This window comes from Halobacillus sp. ABR2_026 (assembly GCF_056158545.1).
This window is the reverse complement of the sequence record NZ_JBSWTM010000001.1, coordinates 367241-384827: the sequence shown is the minus strand read 5'-3', so window position 1 is coordinate 384827 and position 17587 is coordinate 367241. Positions and strand designations below refer to the sequence as shown.

Genomic DNA, 17587 nt, shown 5'->3' with positions numbered 1-17587 from the left:
AGTAATCCATAATAGATACAACGCTTACCCGGTCACAAGATGCGTTTCACGTAACACGCACCAAACGGTCATCGACTGTTAGGAAAGTTTTATGACCTTTCAATTTCCTAACATAGATATATAGTTTTCAATGTTCAATGTGTGCTATTTAAGCACGTGTTAAAATCGTTATATTTACTTGATAGGTTTCAGCTCACTCATAGGATTTTTGCGTTTAGCAATGGTTCTGAATTGATCATCTTTTACGGTTCGAATTCGATAATAGATACTGGCCAGCTTTTCAGTAGTACCATGACGATCAACCGCCCAAATACCAAGCACATCATATCTTTTTCCTTCAAAGGTTTTTACATTGTCAGCTTGTGAAGCAATGTCATAATAAGCAAAGTGCTTTTTATTTGATTTCACCTTTTCTTACCTCCCAATTATGGTTCTCCCGCCACACTAAGATTCGATTGTTCTAATAAAACGTCAATAGCTGAGCGTTTCCCTTCCCGAATAGAAGCTATATCTTCTTCAGAAATGTTATATCGATCATCAATAGAATCAAGAATGTTCTCTCTCGATCTTTTTAGCTTTATCGATAACTCAATGGTTCGAGCTGTATCTTCGATGCTAGGTTTTTTATTTATATGATGCTTTTCTTGTTCTTCACGATTTTTAAACCATTCCGGTAATACCTCCTGACTTTGTGATTGTTTGGAATACGGAGCTTTATTAGCCTGCTTGTTCTTATATTCAATTTCTTCAGCATCCGCCTGTTCTACTGTTCGTATCCCTTTATTTATCCAGGATTGAAGGATGCTCTTAACGTAGCCCCATGTCGGTTTATTTCGGTCCAAGGAACGCTTCATAGCCTCCACAATTAATGGATCCCCAAGATCTTCAACCCATTTCACTATTTCTTCTGAGATTTGAGGACGTATAATCCCAAAGTTGTTTTGGTAAAATTGAATGCTGTCACAATCCAATCGTTCAGAAGTTGTTGTAGTAATGAATTCTTTTACATTCTTAACTTCTTTAAGTTCTCTGCCATTCTTGTATGTGTCTTTCTGCTGTCTCTCTGGTGACGAGGAGTTGTCGTCTTGCTGTTTTTCTGCTGTTGATTTGTTGTCGTATTCTTCATCGTTAGATTGATAAATCCCCCAGTTTTCAACGGTTATTACACTATATTTGTTGGTGGTATTTATACTAATGACACTGTCATCCTGAAGTATTTTTATATAGTCACGAACGGTGGATTCATTCATACTTAATTCAGAAGCAGCTTTTTTACGGCCAAATATAAATTGTCCAGGTTTAAGAGTAACCTTTTGCCTCCCTACTCTCGATTCTGTACTTTTATGGCTTGCCTTCGTCAGACAATAAATGAACACTTTTAACAACTTCTCATTTTCGAAAATTTCACTATGAAGAATTTTACGATGCAGCTTTAACCACCCCTGCACAACCTCACCTCCTAATTTAATAATCTCTTAGAATATAGAGTTTGGTGATGATCCTTCCAAAGCTTTAGCCAATTGATTTCATATCTTTCACAAACAGTAGCTAAATACAGGGTAGAGAAATGAATAACACCAGTCATAATTTCAGCTGATTTCCGTATGTCATGAATCTTAATAGAGTGCTTATCGTGTAATTTTGCAGTTAAATTTACATTAGCTAATACATTAATAGCCTTCTGTAGTTCTTCCTCTAATAGAAGTTGTAAGAGAAAATTATCCTCTTCTACTTCCGATCCCTCTAAGCGAGAGATCCCCCACCCAACATATTCATTAACAGCTTCAAGTGCTAACCAAGGATTGTTATACTTCTCAATAAAATATTTAGTGGATACAGGAGGAATCTTCCGTTCTCCCCCTTCCTGTTTAGAGATATACTCTCTTGACTGAAACATATCTACAGCTAACTGTTGCTGGGTTTTATTTTTGTTTTTCCTTAAATCCTTCATTAACTGCGCTGATTTGCTTTTATTAATAGTTTCCCCCTCCATACATATGGATTTGTACCATTGATTGCTTTCTCAGAGGTATATACTAGATTCATAGAGTCAAACAACACCAAAGTTTCTTTCCGGAGCAATATCATCAGATACATCAACATGATTTCTAATCCATGTAATGACTAAATCCTTGGGGTAAAGTGTCCGGCCACCTACATGAACTTTTGGAAAGTCCTTGCGCTTTAATACGTGAGCATCAAGAGATTGTACACTGACATTAAACACACGCTCAGCTAATTTTGTTCGATCAAGTAAATAGGGTAATTCCATTTCTTTCTGAACATCTTCTTGTGCTTTTTTAGCAATATCATAAAAAATATCATAGACCTTGTTATTAAAATCAGATTCGGGTTGCAGTTTAGCTTCAAACATCTACAACATCTCCTTATAAGTTTTTTGTTCCTTTAAGGAACATTGGTTTTCAAAAAAATTTGTCCACTTGAACTCTAGGGCAAAAGCTATGTCCTTCGCTGTTTCTACTGTAGGATTTTTAACTCCTGATTCAATATGGGTATAATAGCTTCTCGATATGTTTGATTTAATAGCTGTTTGTTCTTGCGTTAAATCCTTCTGAAGTCGAATCTCTTTTAACCACATCCTCAATTTATTCACCTCCTAAAGTTCCTTTAAGGAACATCTTACAATGTATTATAAGTTCCTTTAGGTAACATTGTCAACAATATCCATATATTTTTTTACACTTTTAGGAACTTTTCTTTAAGTTACTTTGAGAAACATTTATAATGGATACATAACACACTATAATCTAGTGAAAAGCATGGTGGTATTAACATGAATTTTTCAGACAGGCTGAAAAGATGCCGACAAATAAAAAAAGAGGAAAATCCAAATTGGACCCAAGATTATATTGCGAGGCAAATCGGCGTAGCTCGAACAACTTACACAGCATACGAGAGAGGTACCAAAATTCCTACTTTAGATACTGTGAACAAGATCGCTGACCTTTTTGATGTATCCACCGATTACCTTTTAGGCCGATCAGATATTTCAGATTATCAAGTGGATAAAAGCAATGAATTTGATTCAATAAAAGAAGTGAATAAATTGATGGACCAATACGGAATCGAAGATGCAGCTTTTTTTGATTTGGAAAAGTGGAAATCAATGAGTCCAGAGCAAATAAGGGAATTGGAAAGTTACTTTCAATATTTAGTAAAAAAATCTAAGCAACTCGAAGAAAAAGAAAATAAATAAAAGCAGGAAATTTCACTTAAAGGAATTCCCTGCTTTTTTGGTTATTCAAGAAAATAAAATGATGTTCGAGAATTCATAACCCAGAACGACTGTGGCCATCTAAAAATTTATTTTCACTATTTAGAGTATAATTTTTAAGTAGGTCTATATTATTCAGAAATGTAATAACTATTCGTATTGATATTCAAAATATCAATAAACATATCAGAACTAATTCTATAATTAACCCCTATTTTAAATGTATTTCCGGACGAATAATTTATATCTAGATGGTTTAATGGATGAAGTCTTCCATTCTCATGTTTTTCATCATAATCATATCGTAAGTAACCTGATTCAAATTTCAATAAATTCTTAAGTATTACCCACACATGATCCTTATTAGGCTTCATTTCAAATATTTCCATTATATGAAGTAATTCTGAATCTAACTCTAAAATCCCTTGGTTTTCTGTTTCCACAAAAATTTCTTCGAACGCTGATTTAATTGCAGCAATATTTTTCCCGGTTATTTCAAGTCCTGTAACAGGATCATAGATAACAGGATTGATTGGTTCTTCTCTAATATCAATATTAAAGGGGAAATTAAAAGAAAAATATTTATCGTCTAATACAAAGAATAGACGCTGCATTTTATCAATTCTTAAAATTACGTGTGCCTTTACTGGTCTGCTTGAAGCTTCACCATATGTAAGTAACGGAATAGCTTCAAGCAGTAGCATTATAAGGTCATTTTTAGTTCTAATTGGATTTGAGGCTAACTCAACTAATCGTTTGGTCATTTCAACTTTGAGCTCTTTCATAATAAAACATCCTAAACAAAATCAATATTTTGATTAATTAGTGTGTAAATCTTATCTGGATCAACACTATCCTTTAACATTACATTGACTATCCTGTGCATTTTTTGTTTAGTTTTAGAATCTTGTATATCAAAGGAGAGCAATATATCTTCTACAATTTCATATTGTGATTTATCTCCACTTGCTTCCAACATAAGCTTAGATTTATCCATTATTTCAGATGGTTTTGGCTCTTTAACCTCAAGTTTTCCAGTCCTCATAATTGTTTCTACTGCACCCTCAAGTTTTGAGTTTAGATTACCATTGCCTTCAGAAAGAATTAAGTAACTAGTAATGAACGATCGAGTAAGCATCATGTATAGTGAATTTCTAATTGAAGTATGAGTATTTAGAGGCGTTGTTGTTATACAAATTATGAAAGGAAACTCTAAGCCTTTTATATTGTTTCTATTACTAATAAACAAGGAATCTTTACCTTTTGTTTTCACCTCATACCCCTTAACAGATGACCAACCAAACTCCTGGTCTATTTTTATACTTAGTTCTTCTGCAAGTGCATAGTTTTTATCATGATTTTCCAGGAAAACAATGCCAATATCTCCAGCTTCAACAGTAGGATTTTTATCTTGGATATCCCTAATAGACCAGAGTACTTGATCTAAATACTTATCACTTTCAGCAGTAGAAAGGTTCAAACTAACAATGTCTTCATCTAAATTCTCAAACCTCTTTAGCGGTTCCCTTGAAAAGGTATAATGTTCTCCTTCTTTTTCAATATTATAACCACATGCTTCCCATTCCTCATCGCTTAACCATCTAACCACTGGTCTCTCTAACAGTCCAAAACCGACTGTATGTGCAAACATTAAAGTTTTAGGATCAGTCCTATAAACTTTGTTCAAAAGAAAATCGGGTTTATTTTCAGTAATGGAATTATAATCATAAATATTCTGAAATATATCTCCTGCTATATAGACTTGCTTTTTAGTCACTTTTTCACAAAGTTGAAAAAAAGCCTCGTTGAAATCTTGACTTTCGTCAATTAGCATATAGTCAAAAAAAGGTTCAAAACTTCCCTCTTTTTCAAGTTGATTGAGTTTTTCTAGTGCATTTTTACAAACAGCTTCGAATGTCAAACCCCATCTATATCTTTGGAAAGGTATCCCATAATGGTTGCAAATAAAGCTGTAGACTCCAGAATTTCTATTAGCCTGTGATCCCCAACTTCTTTCAACCCATAGCCTTTCATTCCATTTAATTTGCTCTTCAACTTTCATAAAATCAAAAAACTCAGGTATACGGTCCTTCAAATTTTGTGCTAGTATCTTATTAAAACAGGTGAAAAAGATTTTTGTATCCTCTTCATTTACATAAATGTTTTTTAATTTATGTAAGAGCAATTCAGTTTTACCTGTCCCTGCTAAACCTTGAATTGTTACCCTCTCTTTATTCTTATGTTGGAAAATAAATCTAGTTTGTTCTCCATCAAATAAAACGATGTTTTTTTTGATTTGCTCTAATGTGCTTGTGGGTACATCACCATCTACCCGATCTATATCATTTATACTTCCAGTTAATAAGGAAATCAAAAGTTCCCCTTTGCGTGCCTCCATACCAGATATTCCATTCTCCTCAATAATTGATCGAATGTCATCATCGTTTGACAAGTTAATTGATTCAATTAGCTCATCTTTCCATTTTCTTGGTCTTCCTAAAAAGCTCTTATATTCGTATTTATCAGAAATATATCCTAGGTCTTCAATGAAATCGTGAAAATAATCCTCGAAATCTTCTGATTCTTCCCCTAAATCGATAATTAAAATTTTTACTTTTGGTACAAGAACTACAATCGCTTTATTATACGAATATTGATACTTTTTTTCACTTACTGGTTTATCAATGACATAGACTTGTTTCCTCTCTTCTTCAGCATAACTTGCTAATTCTTCTAATACCTCACTAACCCTTATATCCTTTAACGTTTCTTCATCTAAATTTTGAAAATAATAACTATTAGCCATTCATTCTCACCCTCTACTAAAAACAAATATAGTTGTATAAATTGTATCACAAATTGTTCCATGCTTTCGTTACATTCATAAAGCACAAATTAGTTACTATTACGAATTTCACTATTGTCGATTAACACCGCCAATCCAAATTCCATTATTTTCAACTTAGCTGTTGCGTATAAGAACATGCGTTCGTATAATACTTGTAAGGATGGTGATTAGTTTGAAATTTCCTTGCTACACAACCACAACTCTTGAAGACCTTATAACTGAGTGGTATAAAACTCACAATTTTACAGAACCAACTGATTTAAGTGTTTATAACATTGGATATAAAAACCAAATATTTGTCAACTTTAGACCAACTCAAGCTAGTTATATGAAAGTAGGGAAATTTCAAGAAATTGTTTTAGATAGTCGCCTTCCCGATATAAACCAACGTGAGCAATTCTTCCATGAGCTCTGCCATGCATTAAGGCATGCTGGCCGACAGTTAATAATGCCTAAAGATTTTTATGAACTTCAGGAAAGAGATGCAAGGCACTTCACTCTTTACGCCTCGCTACCCTACCACATGATTAAAGAATACACGTTGAATGATCCTGAAATCATTGATGTATGGTCTCAAGATTTTAATATTCCGTTAGATGTATGCCAGGAACGACTGGAAAAAATAAAGCGGCGTCCTATTGTACCAGTCAAAACCATTTTATAACTTACAGTTTAGATAGGAGGTAATACTATGGCATATCTAAGAAAAAGAGGTAACAAGTGGTCCTATCAAGTAGAATGGTTAGATCCAGTCACCGGAACAAGAAGAACAAAGTCTAAGGGTGGTTTCACAAGAAAATCAGACGCAAGAGTCGAAGCAGAGGAAATAGAAAGGGAGTTAAGAGAAGGTTCCTTTGTGGAAGAAAACAATATCACTTTCAACGAATTCGCAGATGATTGGCTAAATTTCTACGCGAAAAATTCTAAGGTTAGCTCGCATCGTGGACGTACTAAAGAATTAAAGCATTTCAGAAGATATTTTTCAAAAATGAAGCTATCTGATATTACAAGAAAACACTATCAAACATTTCTTGATGACCTACACGAAAAAGGATACGCCCATAATACTATGGATGGGATCCATACTACTGGCCGAATGTTATTTAAGAAGGCGCTAGAATATAACCTACTTAAAACAAATCCAAGTGAATTCGCAAAAATCCCAAAGAAAATTGAAACGGTAGAGGAAATTGAGCAGAAAGATGAGGTAATAAAATTTTTAGAGAAGAATGAGCTAATAACTTTTTTAAAAACAGCTAAGGAAAAGGGATTAGATAGAGATTTCATTATGTTCCTCACCCTTGCTTACAGTGGCTTACGGGTAGGAGAAATGCTGGCACTCAAATGGAACGATGTGAACTTTAATAATGACACTATCCGCATTACAAAAACCTATTACAACCCGAACAATAATACAAAGGATTATCAGCTGCTCACTCCTAAAACAAAAGGGTCGATACGGACAATAAAAATGGACAAGCAAGTGATGAGTGAGTTTAAGAAGCATTTAACTTACCAAAAAGAAATAAAAATGGCTCTTGGAAATCTGTACAATGATTTTGGATTTGTCTTTGCCAAAGAAGTGAAAAACCCCGGATATCCTGATTTTATAAAAACAGTAGAGAACCGGATGAGACGTTTATTGAAGATCAGTGGCCTTGGTAAGAATGTGACACCTCACTCCTTCAGGCATACCCACACATCACTCTTAATTGAAGCAGGAGTAGGAGCCAAAGAGATTCAGCAAAGATTAGGCCATGGAGATATCAATACTACCATGAATATATATGCCCATATAACCAAAAATATGGAACAAAAGGCGTCAGATAAGTTCAGTCAACTTATGAAAGGTGCATTAGATTGAATGCTTCTAAAAAGGGGCAGCCTTAAAATAACATTCTACTTAAAAAACCTACTTACTACATTATAGTTGAAATTTTCTGGATCTTGTATTTTCATTTCTTCACAAAAATCACCAACTATAATTTCAGCTGCTGTTTTGTTAAAGCAATTGAACTGTTGTCCCATTTGCTTAATTAATTCTCTGTCTGGATAACCTACTTTATATGAAGAAGTTCTCTGAGAACTATCATTTTTATTTTGAATAATTTCTTGAGATTCAATTTTTTCAGAAGTAGTTAAACCTGCATAATAAAAGCCATTTAAATTAGCTCTCATTTCTTCCAATAATCTCACAGCTTTATAGTGATTACTGATTAAACCAAGTAGGTGGTGCAGCGTATTAATTCCGTATTCTTTGTTTTTGTAATGGACTAATTCATGTGCTGCTAGAAATTTCACTACATGTGGATGCTTTTTATAATCTAAAACCAAAGCTTCTGAAAGATAGATACCTCCAATCTTTGCTTTCCCATTATATCTAGTTTTATCTTTATAGATTTTGATAGGCACATCCTTTAAATTCATTCTCTTTTTAATTATTTTTAAATCGCTGTATAAATAGGGATAATTATCCTTATTAATGATCTCCATAATCCACCTTCTTAAATTTTTATATTTGTCCTTGGAAATCGACAGTTTTGTTTTCTTTTTTAATAATACCATTTAATTCATATTGTTTCTTTTCATATAAAAAAACCTCTCAAAAGTTCAATGAACTAATGAGAGGCTTTTTAGATTAAAACATGAATTTCAAAGGAATCCAGTCAAAATCCAGTCAATATTTAATTATAGGGTTTCAAATCCTTGCGCAGCAAAGGGTTTGAGGACAGCTTACATCATGCCGCCCATTCCACCCATGCCACCCATATCTGGCATACCGCCGGCAGCATTATCTTCTTCTGGGTGATCGGCTACTACCGCTTCAGTCGTCAAGAACATAGCGGCTACGGACGCTGCGTTTTGAAGCGCAGAACGTGTAACTTTTGTTGGGTCAACAATTCCTTGTTCAACCATGTTTACCCACTCGCCTGTTGCAGCGTTGAAGCCTACGCCGACTTCTTCTGCTTTCAAACGCTCAACAATGATGGATCCTTCAAGACCTGCGTTGTGAACGATTTGGCGAACCGGCTCTTCAAGCGCACGCAGGACGATGCTTGCACCTGTCGCTTCGTCGTCTACAAGGCCAAGGCCTTCGACAGAGTTGATGATGTTAACTAGAGCTGTACCACCACCGGCAACGATGCCTTCTTCTACAGCTGCTCGAGTAGAGTTCAGGGCGTCTTCGATGCGTAGTTTACGCTCTTTCAATTCTGTTTCTGTTGCTGCACCGACTTTAATGACAGCTACACCGCCGGAAAGTTTAGCCAGGCGCTCTTGTAGTTTTTCTTTGTCGAATTCAGAAGTAGTTTCTTCTGCCTGTGCACGGATTTGAGCGACACGGGAAGAGATCTGCTCAGGGTTTCCGGCACCTTCGACGATGGTTGTGTTTTCTTTTGTGATGACAGCTTTAGACGCGCGTCCAAGCTGGTCGATTGTTGTATTCTTCAATTCCAGTCCAAGATCTTCTGTGATCACTTGGCCGCCTGTAAGTGTCGCGATATCTTCAAGCATTGATTTACGACGGTCACCGAATCCTGGAGCCTTAACGGCTACGGCGTTGAATGTACCGCGAAGTTTGTTGACCACTAGAGTGGCAAGCGCTTCGCCTTCAACATCTTCAGAGATTAATAGTAGTGGCTTGGACTGCTGGACTACTTGCTCAAGTACAGGAAGGACTTCCTGAATGTTGTTGATCTTCTTATCTGTAATGAGAATGTAAGGATCTTCAAGAACCGCTTCCATCTTATCCTGGTCAGTGACCATGTAAGGAGAAGCATAGCCGCGGTCGAACTGCATACCTTCAACCACTTCTAGTTCTGTGTTGAAACCTTTGGATTCTTCAATAGTAATAACACCGTCGTTACCAACGCGTTCCATCGCTTCAGCGATCAATTGGCCGACTTCATTGTCAGCAGCAGAGATGCTAGCAACCTGCGCGATAGAGTCACGGCCTTCGATAGGTTTAGAGATTTTGCGAAGCTCTTCTGTTGCTACGGCTGTCGCTTTCTCAATCCCTTTACGAATACCGACTGGGTTTGCACCGGACGTTACGTTCTTAAGACCTTCACGGATCATTGCCTGTGCAAGGACTGTTGCAGTTGTTGTACCGTCACCCGCAACATCGTTTGTTTTGGAAGCAACTTCAGAAACGAGTTGTGCCCCCATGTTTTCGAAGTGGTCTTCCAATTCGATTTCTTTCGCAATCGTCACACCATCGTTTGTGATCAGTGGAGAACCGAATTTCTTATCTAATACGACGTTACGTCCTTTTGGTCCAAGTGTAACTTTAACAGCATTTGCTAATGTATCTACACCACGCAGCATAGAACGGCGTGCGTCTTCACTAAATTTGATTTCTTTAGCCATTTAAAATGCCCTCCTCATTAATATCGTATCTAAGTATTTTTATAGAAGCATTACTGGATGACGGCCAGTACATCAGATTCGCGCAGAATCAAGTACTCGCTGCCTTCATACTTCACTTCTGTACCTGCGAATTTAGAGTAGATGACGCGGTCGCCTTGGGCGACTTCCAGGGCTACTTTTTCACCGTTGTCTGTTACGCGGCCTGCGCCGACGGCAACAACTTTACCTTCAAGAGGCTTTTCTTTCGCAGAGTCCGGAAGTACGATTCCGCTCGCAGTAGTCTGTTCTTCTTCAACTAGTTCAATAACAATACGATCACCAAGTGGCTTTAACAATTAGGACACCCTCCTTGATATGGTTGTTTCAAATTTTTGTCGTTTATTAGCACTCGTTGTGGTTGAGTGCTAACACAATTATTATAATAAGCAATTCCCTCTCGTTTTTCAAGTAGAAACTATAGAAATTTTGCACTTCTTTATCGACAAAATTCTTACAGTGACCCTTATTCCTTACGTCTGGTTTTGAAACTGTGATAGAATACATAAAGTATGTATATTGAAGCTAATCAAAAGGTATTTATAAAAGGAGTCGTGCCTTTATGCCGAAACATTATTGGTACATTATCGTAACCTATCTCATTACACAGGTGTCAGCCATTATCGCTGTCCCTGTTATGGTGCAGGCGGCGGGTATGGCCCGCTTCGACGCCATTGCCGTTTGGTCTGTGTTCAGTTTCACCATAGCGACCATTATCATCCTTCTCCTGCTCCGCAAGGACAACATGGATGCGCTTGCCCGGAGCGAGGAAAAAGCGGGGCCCGGGAAAGTCATCCTCTGGTCAATTGCCGGTGTTTTCTTAGCTTTGTTCGCCCAGGCCATTGCCGCAACGATTGAACGTGAATTGTTCGGTGTATCGCCAGGATCCGAAAATACGATGGGGTTGATGGAAATCGCTCGTGAATCTCCATTGTTCATCCTTCTTCCCGTCGTGTTCGCACCGATTACGGAAGAAATCATTTTCAGGAAAATCATCTTCGGTTCCATCTATAAACGGACGAATTTCTGGCTGGCTGTCCTTGTTTCCGCGCTCGTGTTCGGAGCGTTCCATTTCGATTTCAGCCACATGTTAGTGTACTTCTCCATGGGAGTCGTCTTCGCCTTCCTTTATGTCAAAACAAAACGGATTATTACACCAATCGTGGCTCATATGGCGATGAACTCGTTTGTTGTCGCTTCTCAGTATTTCCTGACTGAAGAGGATATCCGACGCATGCAGGAACAGTTGGAGACCATCTTTATTGGAGGCTTTTTATAATATGAGAACATCTCCCTTATTCATGGCTTTTCTTTATATGATGATGGGTGTCGCATTCACTTACATCGCCGCCCAGTCGGCAGAAGAAACCGTATGGAATGCGATGACCATCATTCTTGCCATTGTTGCGACGTTCAATATTGCGGTAGCCATCCGCCTATTCAATCTTCACAACAAAATTAAGAATGCCAAGAAAAAATGATGCAAAAAAGCAGGCCCGCTGATGGACCTGCTTTTTTTCTATGCCTGCTGTTCTTCCTTGTCATCCTGTACTCCTTTCAATATGAAAGAAAACGGGATGGCGATGATCAGCACAATCGCTGACACGAGAAAGGCTTCGTTCAAAGTCTGCAAGGTCGCCGCCTGCATATCCATATCAGGATTCGCCGATACCTGCGCACGTCTCACTTCATAATAGATCGAGAAAAAGACGATACCGAGGGACGAGGAAATCTGACGGATGATGTTGTTCATCGCTGATCCTTGAGCCACGAGGTGTTCGGGAATGCTGTTCATCCCGGACGTCGTCGCCGGCATGTTCCCCATCCCCATCCCGAGTCCCCTGACCGTATTCAGTAACAGAATCAGCCAATACGGCGTCGACAGTTGCAGGAAGCTCAAACCGAGCGTAGCAAGCGCCATGATGGTCAGACCAGGAGGGACGACATACTTCGGTCCTTTTTTATCTAGAATTCGTCCACCAATGGACATGAACACTCCGCTCGCTGCCGCTGCCGGCAGGAACAATAGTCCGGTCATGACTTCATTCAAACCATAAACGTTCTGGATCAATAATGGCAGCAGGAAAATACCTGAGAACAGCCCGATGGAAGCCGCCGATGTAACAACGATCGACACCGAATACGTCGGCACTTTGAACACAGACAAGTTCAACAGGGGATCTTCCTGACGGTTTTCGTAAAAGACAAACAGGACGATCGCTGCTAGTCCTCCCGCGATGAGGGCGATGTTCAACGGGTCGAACAACGTCTCAAGCGTCCGCCCCCGGCCGAGGGCGAACAGGACAGAACCGATTCCGGTCGCGATTATGATAAAGCCGATCAGATCGAAACGCTTCGCTGGATCTGTTTCCGTCCGCTCAAGAAATCTCGAAGACAGGATCAGACCCGTCAAGCCAAATGGAATGTTGAAAGCAAACAGCCACGGCCAATCGACATATTGGATAAGAAACCCGCCGATGGTTGGACCAACTGCCGGTGCAACCATCGCGGCAACTCCGTACACCCCGACGGCGAGCCCCCGCTCATAGCGCGGGAACGAATTGAAGATAAGGGCCATGGCAATCGGCATCATCAATCCACCTGCCGCTCCCTGGATAGCCCGGGATAGAATGACCATTCCTAGCGTGGAGGAAAAGAATCCGAGCATAGACCCTGCGATGAAAATACAAAGGCCCGTCAGATACACTTTCTTTTTCCCAAACCGGTCTCCGAAATAGCCGGTCAGCGGCATCGTCATCCCCATGGAAACCATGAAGATCGTCAAAATCCAGCCGACGGCGACCGCATCGGAATCGAAGATCTCGATAAACCGGGGCAGAATCGGGTTCAGCATGCTGTTGTTAAGTATGACCGTAAATGTCCCGAACAGGACGGACACGACCACGAGCCATTTATGAGGCAGTTTACTCAATTCTCTCACCCGCTTTCCTTCGATACTCGAACTATCTTATACTATACCACCTGTACCGTTCTTTAACCATGATCCTGCACGTTTCGACTGGATGCGACAGATCGCCGGTAAACGATTTTCATGCTCACCTGTTACAAAAAAGGCCCAGCCTTAGGCTGAGCTCTTGTTTATTCGTCATTCTTATAATAGATCATGTTATCCGTCCACTCTCCAAATTCATAAATGAACCCTTTACGGGTGCATTCAAACTCCATCCCGACACGCTCCGCTAGCGTTTGAGATGGAAGGTTATCCACGTTGATGTGTGCCTCAATCCGGTGGTAATTCAAGTCTTGAGCACCAATTTTCAGCGCTTCGGAGACAGATTCCTTCCCATATCCATTCTTCCAATGTTGATTGTGAATCGTATAGCCGATCCTTCCCCATTGAAAATCATGGCGTGCAAGTGTGGAAAAATCAATCATCCCCACGTTCTCATGGTTTTCCTTTAAAAAGATTCCGTAGACGTAAGCCGTATCGTCCGCTGCTAATTGGCGGTGTTTATCGATGAGGCCTGCAAACCATTCTTCTGTACACTCCCCCATATCCACACGGCCTTCGTCGTGGCGATGCCTGGACGGAAGCCTGCTTTTGAACCCTTGCAGCCAGCTTTCGTAGTCACCGGTTTCCAAAGGCTTAATGATCAACCGTTCTGTTCTAGCACCGATCGTAGATGTTCCCAAACTTCTGCCTCCTAAAAAAAGAGTGTAAAACCAAAAGGATTTACACTCCGCTCTTTTATTATTCTTCCTCAGTTCCTTCTTCATTCAATGGGTAATGCTTCAGGAAATAGACTAGCGCCTGAAGTTCAATCGCAAGGTCGATATGATGAACCCTCACATCAGATGGCACGCTGATCCTCGCAGGGGTAAAGTTCAGAATCCCGGAAATACCTGCCTGAACAAGCCTGTCTGCAATCCCTTGAGCAGCAGATGATGGAACCGTAAGGATGGCCACTGAAATATCGCCGAGATTCTTTTCCAAATCGTCGATGTGCTCGACGCTCACCCCGCCGACCTCAGAACCGACCCGCTCCTCATTAGCGTCAAAAGCGATTTCGATTTTCGTATTGTTGTTCTTCGTAAAATTATAGTTCAAAAAGGCCGTCCCCAGGTTCCCGACACCGATCAGAGCGACGCGCGTCGTTTCATCCTGGTCGAGCGTTTTTCTGAAAAAGGAAAGCAGATACTCGACATTGTATCCGTACCCTTTCTTCCCGAGCGCTCCGAAATAGGAGAAATCGCGGCGGATCGTCGCTGAATCGACTTTGACCGCATCACTCAGTTCTTTCGAAGAAACCCGCAATTTGCCCTGGGTATGAAGGTTGTTCAAAAAGCGATAATAGAGCGGCAGCCGCTTGGCTGTCGCTTGTGGAATCTTCGTTTGTTCGATATCCATTAGCACCGGACTCCTTTATCTGTTTCTCGTGTAGTCGCCGTTTTTCCCGCCTGTTTTTTCCTTCAGATAGGTCGGGCCGATGACCATCCCTTTATCTAGGGCTTTGCACATATCGTAAACCGTCAAGGCTGTTGCTGAAGCTGCCGTTAGCGCTTCCATTTCCACCCCTGTACTCCCCTTCGTCTTCACAGAAACTTCGATGTGAAGGACGGGCTGTGATCCAGTCTCCCACTCGAAAGACACATCGATTCCTTTCAATGAAAGAGGATGACACATCGGAATCCAGTCGGACGTATTTTTAGCGGCCATGATCCCTGCGACCTGTGCCACGGAAAGAACGTCCCCTTTTCCAATTTCATGGTTGGTGATTTTATGATGAATCTCTTCGTTCACTTGTATACTCGTTGCGGCGACCGCCGTCCGTACAGAATCCTCTTTCTCAGAGATATCCACCATACGGGCCCGGCCCTGGTCGTTGAAATGACTGAATTCGGTCATTTTCTCCTACCCCTTTTTGTCCAAAAATCGTTAACAGTACTGATTGAAACATTACTCTTATTCTACCAAAAAATCAAACGATAGTCGTTAAAGATTTCACAAACTTGGATAGCCTTGTGTTGCTAGGGGACCTGCTGTTGAGATACACTGATTTTATTGAGGTGAAACGACATGATTCTCATGCAATTGAACCAATTGACGAAGCGTTTCGGCGCCGAGTTGATTTTATCGAATATCAAATTGGAAGTGCAGATGAACGACCGGATTGCTATCGTCGGTCGAAACGGGGCAGGGAAATCGACCTTGCTCAAAATGATGGCAGGAGAAATGAGCCATGATGAAGGCGACATTTTCAAACCAAAAGAAACGACCCTGGGCTATCTGGCCCAGAATACTGGCCTGCAGTCTGAGGAGACTATTTGGAATGAAATGGAAAAGGTGTTTACTCATCTGAAGGACTTGGAGAAGGAACTCCGCTCCATGGAAGTCCAAATGGCAGACCCGGACCTGCTCGACGATCAGAAGCGTTATCAACAGCTGTTAACGGACTATGACCGTAAACAGGAATATTTCAAAACGGCTGGTGGCTATCAGTATGAAGCCGACATCCGTGCCGTGCTGAATGGATTGAACTTCAAAAACTTCAGCTGGGACACGCCGATCAATTCCTTAAGCGGCGGTCAGAAAACACGGCTTGCGCTCGGCAAACTGCTGCTCACAAGCCCTGATGTGCTTGTTCTCGATGAACCGACGAACCACCTGGACATTGATACGCTCAGCTGGCTGGAAAATTACCTTCAGGGCTATCAAGGTGCCGTAGTCATCGTCTCCCACGACCGTTACTTTTTGGACAAAATCGTCAATACCGTGTACGAAATCGCTTTTCAATCATCCAAAAGGTATCACGGCAATTACAGCGACTATTTGAAAAAGAAAGAAGCGGACTACGAGCAGGAAATGAAACGCTTTGAAAAACAGCAGGAAGAAATCAAACGGATGGAAGACTTTATTCAGAAGAATATCGTTCGTGCCACGACGAGTAAGCGGGCACAAAGCCGTCGCAAACAGCTGGAAAAGATGGACAAGCTGGAAAAACCGAAAGAGGACAGCCATTCTGCGAAATTCAGTTTTCAGACCGCCAAGCGTAGCGGCAATGATGTGCTGAAACTTAGGGACTACGCCTTCCGCTATCCAGACAGTGATGACTACCTTTTCGATCATGTATCCCTCGACTTGAACCGCGGAGATTCTGTAGCCCTGGTCGGACCGAACGGCGTCGGAAAAACGACGTTATTGAAGACGCTCATTGGGGATCTGGAACAGTCGAAAGGTGAAAAGCTGTTAGGTACAAACGTCCAAATCGGTTACTATGATCAGGAGCAGACGAAGCTGAACTCGACGAAGGCCGTTCTGAACGAGCTTTGGGATGATTACCCGATGAAGAATGAAAAGGACATCCGTACCATCCTCGGCAATTTTCTTTTCTCAGGGGAAGATGTTCTGAAGCCTGTATCAGCGCTCAGCGGCGGAGAAAAAGCCAGACTTTCCCTCGCGAAACTGATGATGCAGGAAGCAAACTTCCTCATTCTCGATGAACCGACCAACCACTTGGACCTCGATAGTAAAGAAGTACTCGAAGCCGCTCTTGTGGATTACCCAGGGACGTTGTTATTCGTCTCCCACGATCGTTACTTCATCAACAAGATTGCGACACAAGTTGTGGAAATGAACCCGGACGAGACCCGAATGTTCCTTGGAGATTACGATTACTATGTAGGGAAAAAACAGGAAGAGTATGAACTCCAGCAAATTGAGGAAGCTGAACGTCTTCAAAACGAGCCTCAACAGCAGGAAGTTCAGCAGAAAAACAGCTTTGAAGAAGATAAAGCTGTGAAGCGTGAAGAACGGAAGAAAAACAGGCGGATCGCTGAAATTGAACAAGAAATTGAACAGTTGGAAGCACACCTTGAAGAAAATGAAGAACTCCTCTGTGACCCTGACATTTATCAGGACCACGAGAAGTCCCTGGAGCTCACGGAGAGCAACAAAGAACTCCAAACCAAACTTGAGGCGCTCATGGAAGAATGGGAAACCCTCCATGACTCATGATGGAAATATCAGGTGTACCAGGTCATCCATATTTTGGATGACCTGGTACACCATTTTTTTCCACAGTTATTCTTGTATAGAAATGTATGAATGGCGATTCACTATCCACATAGTTTTCAACAGA

20 protein-coding genes are annotated in these 17587 nt (G+C 40.5%); 6 read left to right on the top strand and 14 right to left on the bottom strand.

All coding sequences use genetic code 11. The features are described 5' to 3' along the window. Positions 1-174 precede the first annotated feature (174 nt). The 5 genes from ACXADE_RS02130 to ACXADE_RS02110 form a co-directional block, all read right to left on the bottom strand. Complete coding sequence (locus tag ACXADE_RS02130) at positions 175-408, bottom strand: hypothetical protein (protein WP_474978860.1); 234 nt, start codon at positions 406-408, stop codon at positions 175-177. A gap of 17 nt (positions 409-425) precedes the next feature. After that, entirely contained in the window at positions 426-1448 is a 1023-nt protein-coding gene (locus tag ACXADE_RS02125) for a DnaD domain-containing protein (RefSeq protein WP_474978859.1), read from the bottom strand. 11 nt (positions 1449-1459) lie between these two features. Then, positions 1460-1951: a helix-turn-helix domain-containing protein gene (locus ACXADE_RS02120; protein WP_474978857.1), complete on the bottom strand. Its 492-nt coding sequence runs from the start codon at positions 1949-1951 to the stop codon at positions 1460-1462. A gap of 99 nt (positions 1952-2050) precedes the next feature. Continuing rightward, a complete protein-coding gene (locus ACXADE_RS02115; RefSeq protein ID WP_008590613.1) occupies positions 2051-2374 on the bottom strand; it encodes a hypothetical protein in 324 nt (107 codons plus the stop codon). Further along, positions 2375-2605: a helix-turn-helix transcriptional regulator gene (locus ACXADE_RS02110; RefSeq protein ID WP_474978856.1), complete on the bottom strand. Its 231-nt coding sequence runs from the start codon at positions 2603-2605 to the stop codon at positions 2375-2377. It abuts the gene before it with no gap. Positions 2606-2794: 189 nt separating this feature from the next. Between ACXADE_RS02110 and ACXADE_RS02105 the strand changes: the two genes are divergently transcribed. Next, on the top strand, positions 2795-3217 hold the full coding sequence (locus tag ACXADE_RS02105) for a helix-turn-helix domain-containing protein (RefSeq protein WP_474978855.1): 423 nt from the start codon (positions 2795-2797) through the stop codon (positions 3215-3217). 149 nt (positions 3218-3366) lie between these two features. Here the strand turns inward: ACXADE_RS02105 and ACXADE_RS02100 are convergent, their stop codons facing one another. Both ACXADE_RS02100 and ACXADE_RS02095 read right to left on the bottom strand, forming a co-directional pair. After that, a complete protein-coding gene (locus tag ACXADE_RS02100; protein WP_474978854.1) occupies positions 3367-4020 on the bottom strand; it encodes a hypothetical protein in 654 nt (217 codons plus the stop codon). Positions 4021-4031: 11 nt separating this feature from the next. Further along, on the bottom strand, positions 4032-6041 hold the full coding sequence (locus ACXADE_RS02095; RefSeq protein ID WP_474978853.1) for a DEAD/DEAH box helicase: 2010 nt from the start codon (positions 6039-6041) through the stop codon (positions 4032-4034). A gap of 205 nt (positions 6042-6246) precedes the next feature. Here ACXADE_RS02095 and ACXADE_RS02090 point away from each other — a divergent pair, with 205 nt between their 5' ends. Together ACXADE_RS02090 and ACXADE_RS02085 are read left to right on the top strand one after the other, a co-directional pair. Then, a complete protein-coding gene (locus tag ACXADE_RS02090; RefSeq protein WP_474978852.1) occupies positions 6247-6747 on the top strand; it encodes an ImmA/IrrE family metallo-endopeptidase in 501 nt (166 codons plus the stop codon). Between the two features lie 27 nt (positions 6748-6774). Then, positions 6775-7947: a tyrosine-type recombinase/integrase gene (locus ACXADE_RS02085; RefSeq protein WP_474978851.1), complete on the top strand. Its 1173-nt coding sequence runs from the start codon at positions 6775-6777 to the stop codon at positions 7945-7947. Between the two features lie 35 nt (positions 7948-7982). Here ACXADE_RS02085 and ACXADE_RS02080 read toward each other — a convergent pair whose 3' ends face one another. The 3 genes from ACXADE_RS02080 to groES form a co-directional block, all read right to left on the bottom strand. After that, entirely contained in the window at positions 7983-8576 is a 594-nt protein-coding gene (locus tag ACXADE_RS02080; RefSeq protein ID WP_474978850.1) for a hypothetical protein, read from the bottom strand. A gap of 240 nt (positions 8577-8816) precedes the next feature. Further along, the gene (gene groL, locus ACXADE_RS02075; RefSeq protein WP_474978849.1) at positions 8817-10451 is read right to left on the bottom strand and encodes a chaperonin GroEL; all 1635 of its coding nucleotides are present in this window, start codon (positions 10449-10451) and stop codon (positions 8817-8819) included. Between the two features lie 50 nt (positions 10452-10501). Beyond that, complete coding sequence (gene groES / locus ACXADE_RS02070) at positions 10502-10786, bottom strand: co-chaperone GroES (RefSeq protein ID WP_474978848.1); 285 nt, start codon at positions 10784-10786, stop codon at positions 10502-10504. Positions 10787-11049: 263 nt separating this feature from the next. Here groES and ACXADE_RS02065 point away from each other — a divergent pair, with 263 nt between their 5' ends. Then, positions 11050-11766: a lysostaphin resistance A-like protein gene (locus ACXADE_RS02065; RefSeq protein WP_474978847.1), complete on the top strand. Its 717-nt coding sequence runs from the start codon at positions 11050-11052 to the stop codon at positions 11764-11766. A gap of 1 nt (position 11767) precedes the next feature. Continuing rightward, positions 11768-11968 carry a YdiK family protein gene (locus ACXADE_RS02060; protein WP_089654970.1) on the top strand — a complete coding sequence of 67 codons (201 nt, stop codon included), beginning with the start codon at positions 11768-11770 and terminating at the stop codon, positions 11966-11968. A 38-nt stretch (positions 11969-12006) separates the two neighbouring features. Here ACXADE_RS02060 and ACXADE_RS02055 read toward each other — a convergent pair whose 3' ends face one another. The 4 genes from ACXADE_RS02055 to moaC form a co-directional block, all read right to left on the bottom strand. Then, positions 12007-13419 carry an MDR family MFS transporter gene (locus ACXADE_RS02055; RefSeq protein WP_474978846.1) on the bottom strand — a complete coding sequence of 471 codons (1413 nt, stop codon included), beginning with the start codon at positions 13417-13419 and terminating at the stop codon, positions 12007-12009. Between the two features lie 167 nt (positions 13420-13586). Then, a complete protein-coding gene (locus tag ACXADE_RS02050) occupies positions 13587-14141 on the bottom strand; it encodes a GNAT family N-acetyltransferase (protein WP_474978845.1) in 555 nt (184 codons plus the stop codon). Positions 14142-14199: 58 nt separating this feature from the next. Further along, complete coding sequence (locus ACXADE_RS02045) at positions 14200-14856, bottom strand: redox-sensing transcriptional repressor Rex (RefSeq protein ID WP_474978844.1); 657 nt, start codon at positions 14854-14856, stop codon at positions 14200-14202. A gap of 15 nt (positions 14857-14871) precedes the next feature. Continuing rightward, positions 14872-15354, bottom strand: coding sequence for a cyclic pyranopterin monophosphate synthase MoaC (gene moaC, locus ACXADE_RS02040; RefSeq protein ID WP_474978843.1), 483 nt, complete (start codon positions 15352-15354; stop codon positions 14872-14874). A 171-nt stretch (positions 15355-15525) separates the two neighbouring features. Here moaC and ACXADE_RS02035 point away from each other — a divergent pair, with 171 nt between their 5' ends. Then, positions 15526-17463, top strand: coding sequence for an ABC-F family ATP-binding cassette domain-containing protein (locus tag ACXADE_RS02035; RefSeq protein ID WP_474978842.1), 1938 nt, complete (start codon positions 15526-15528; stop codon positions 17461-17463). Positions 17464-17587: the final 124 nt, after the last annotated feature.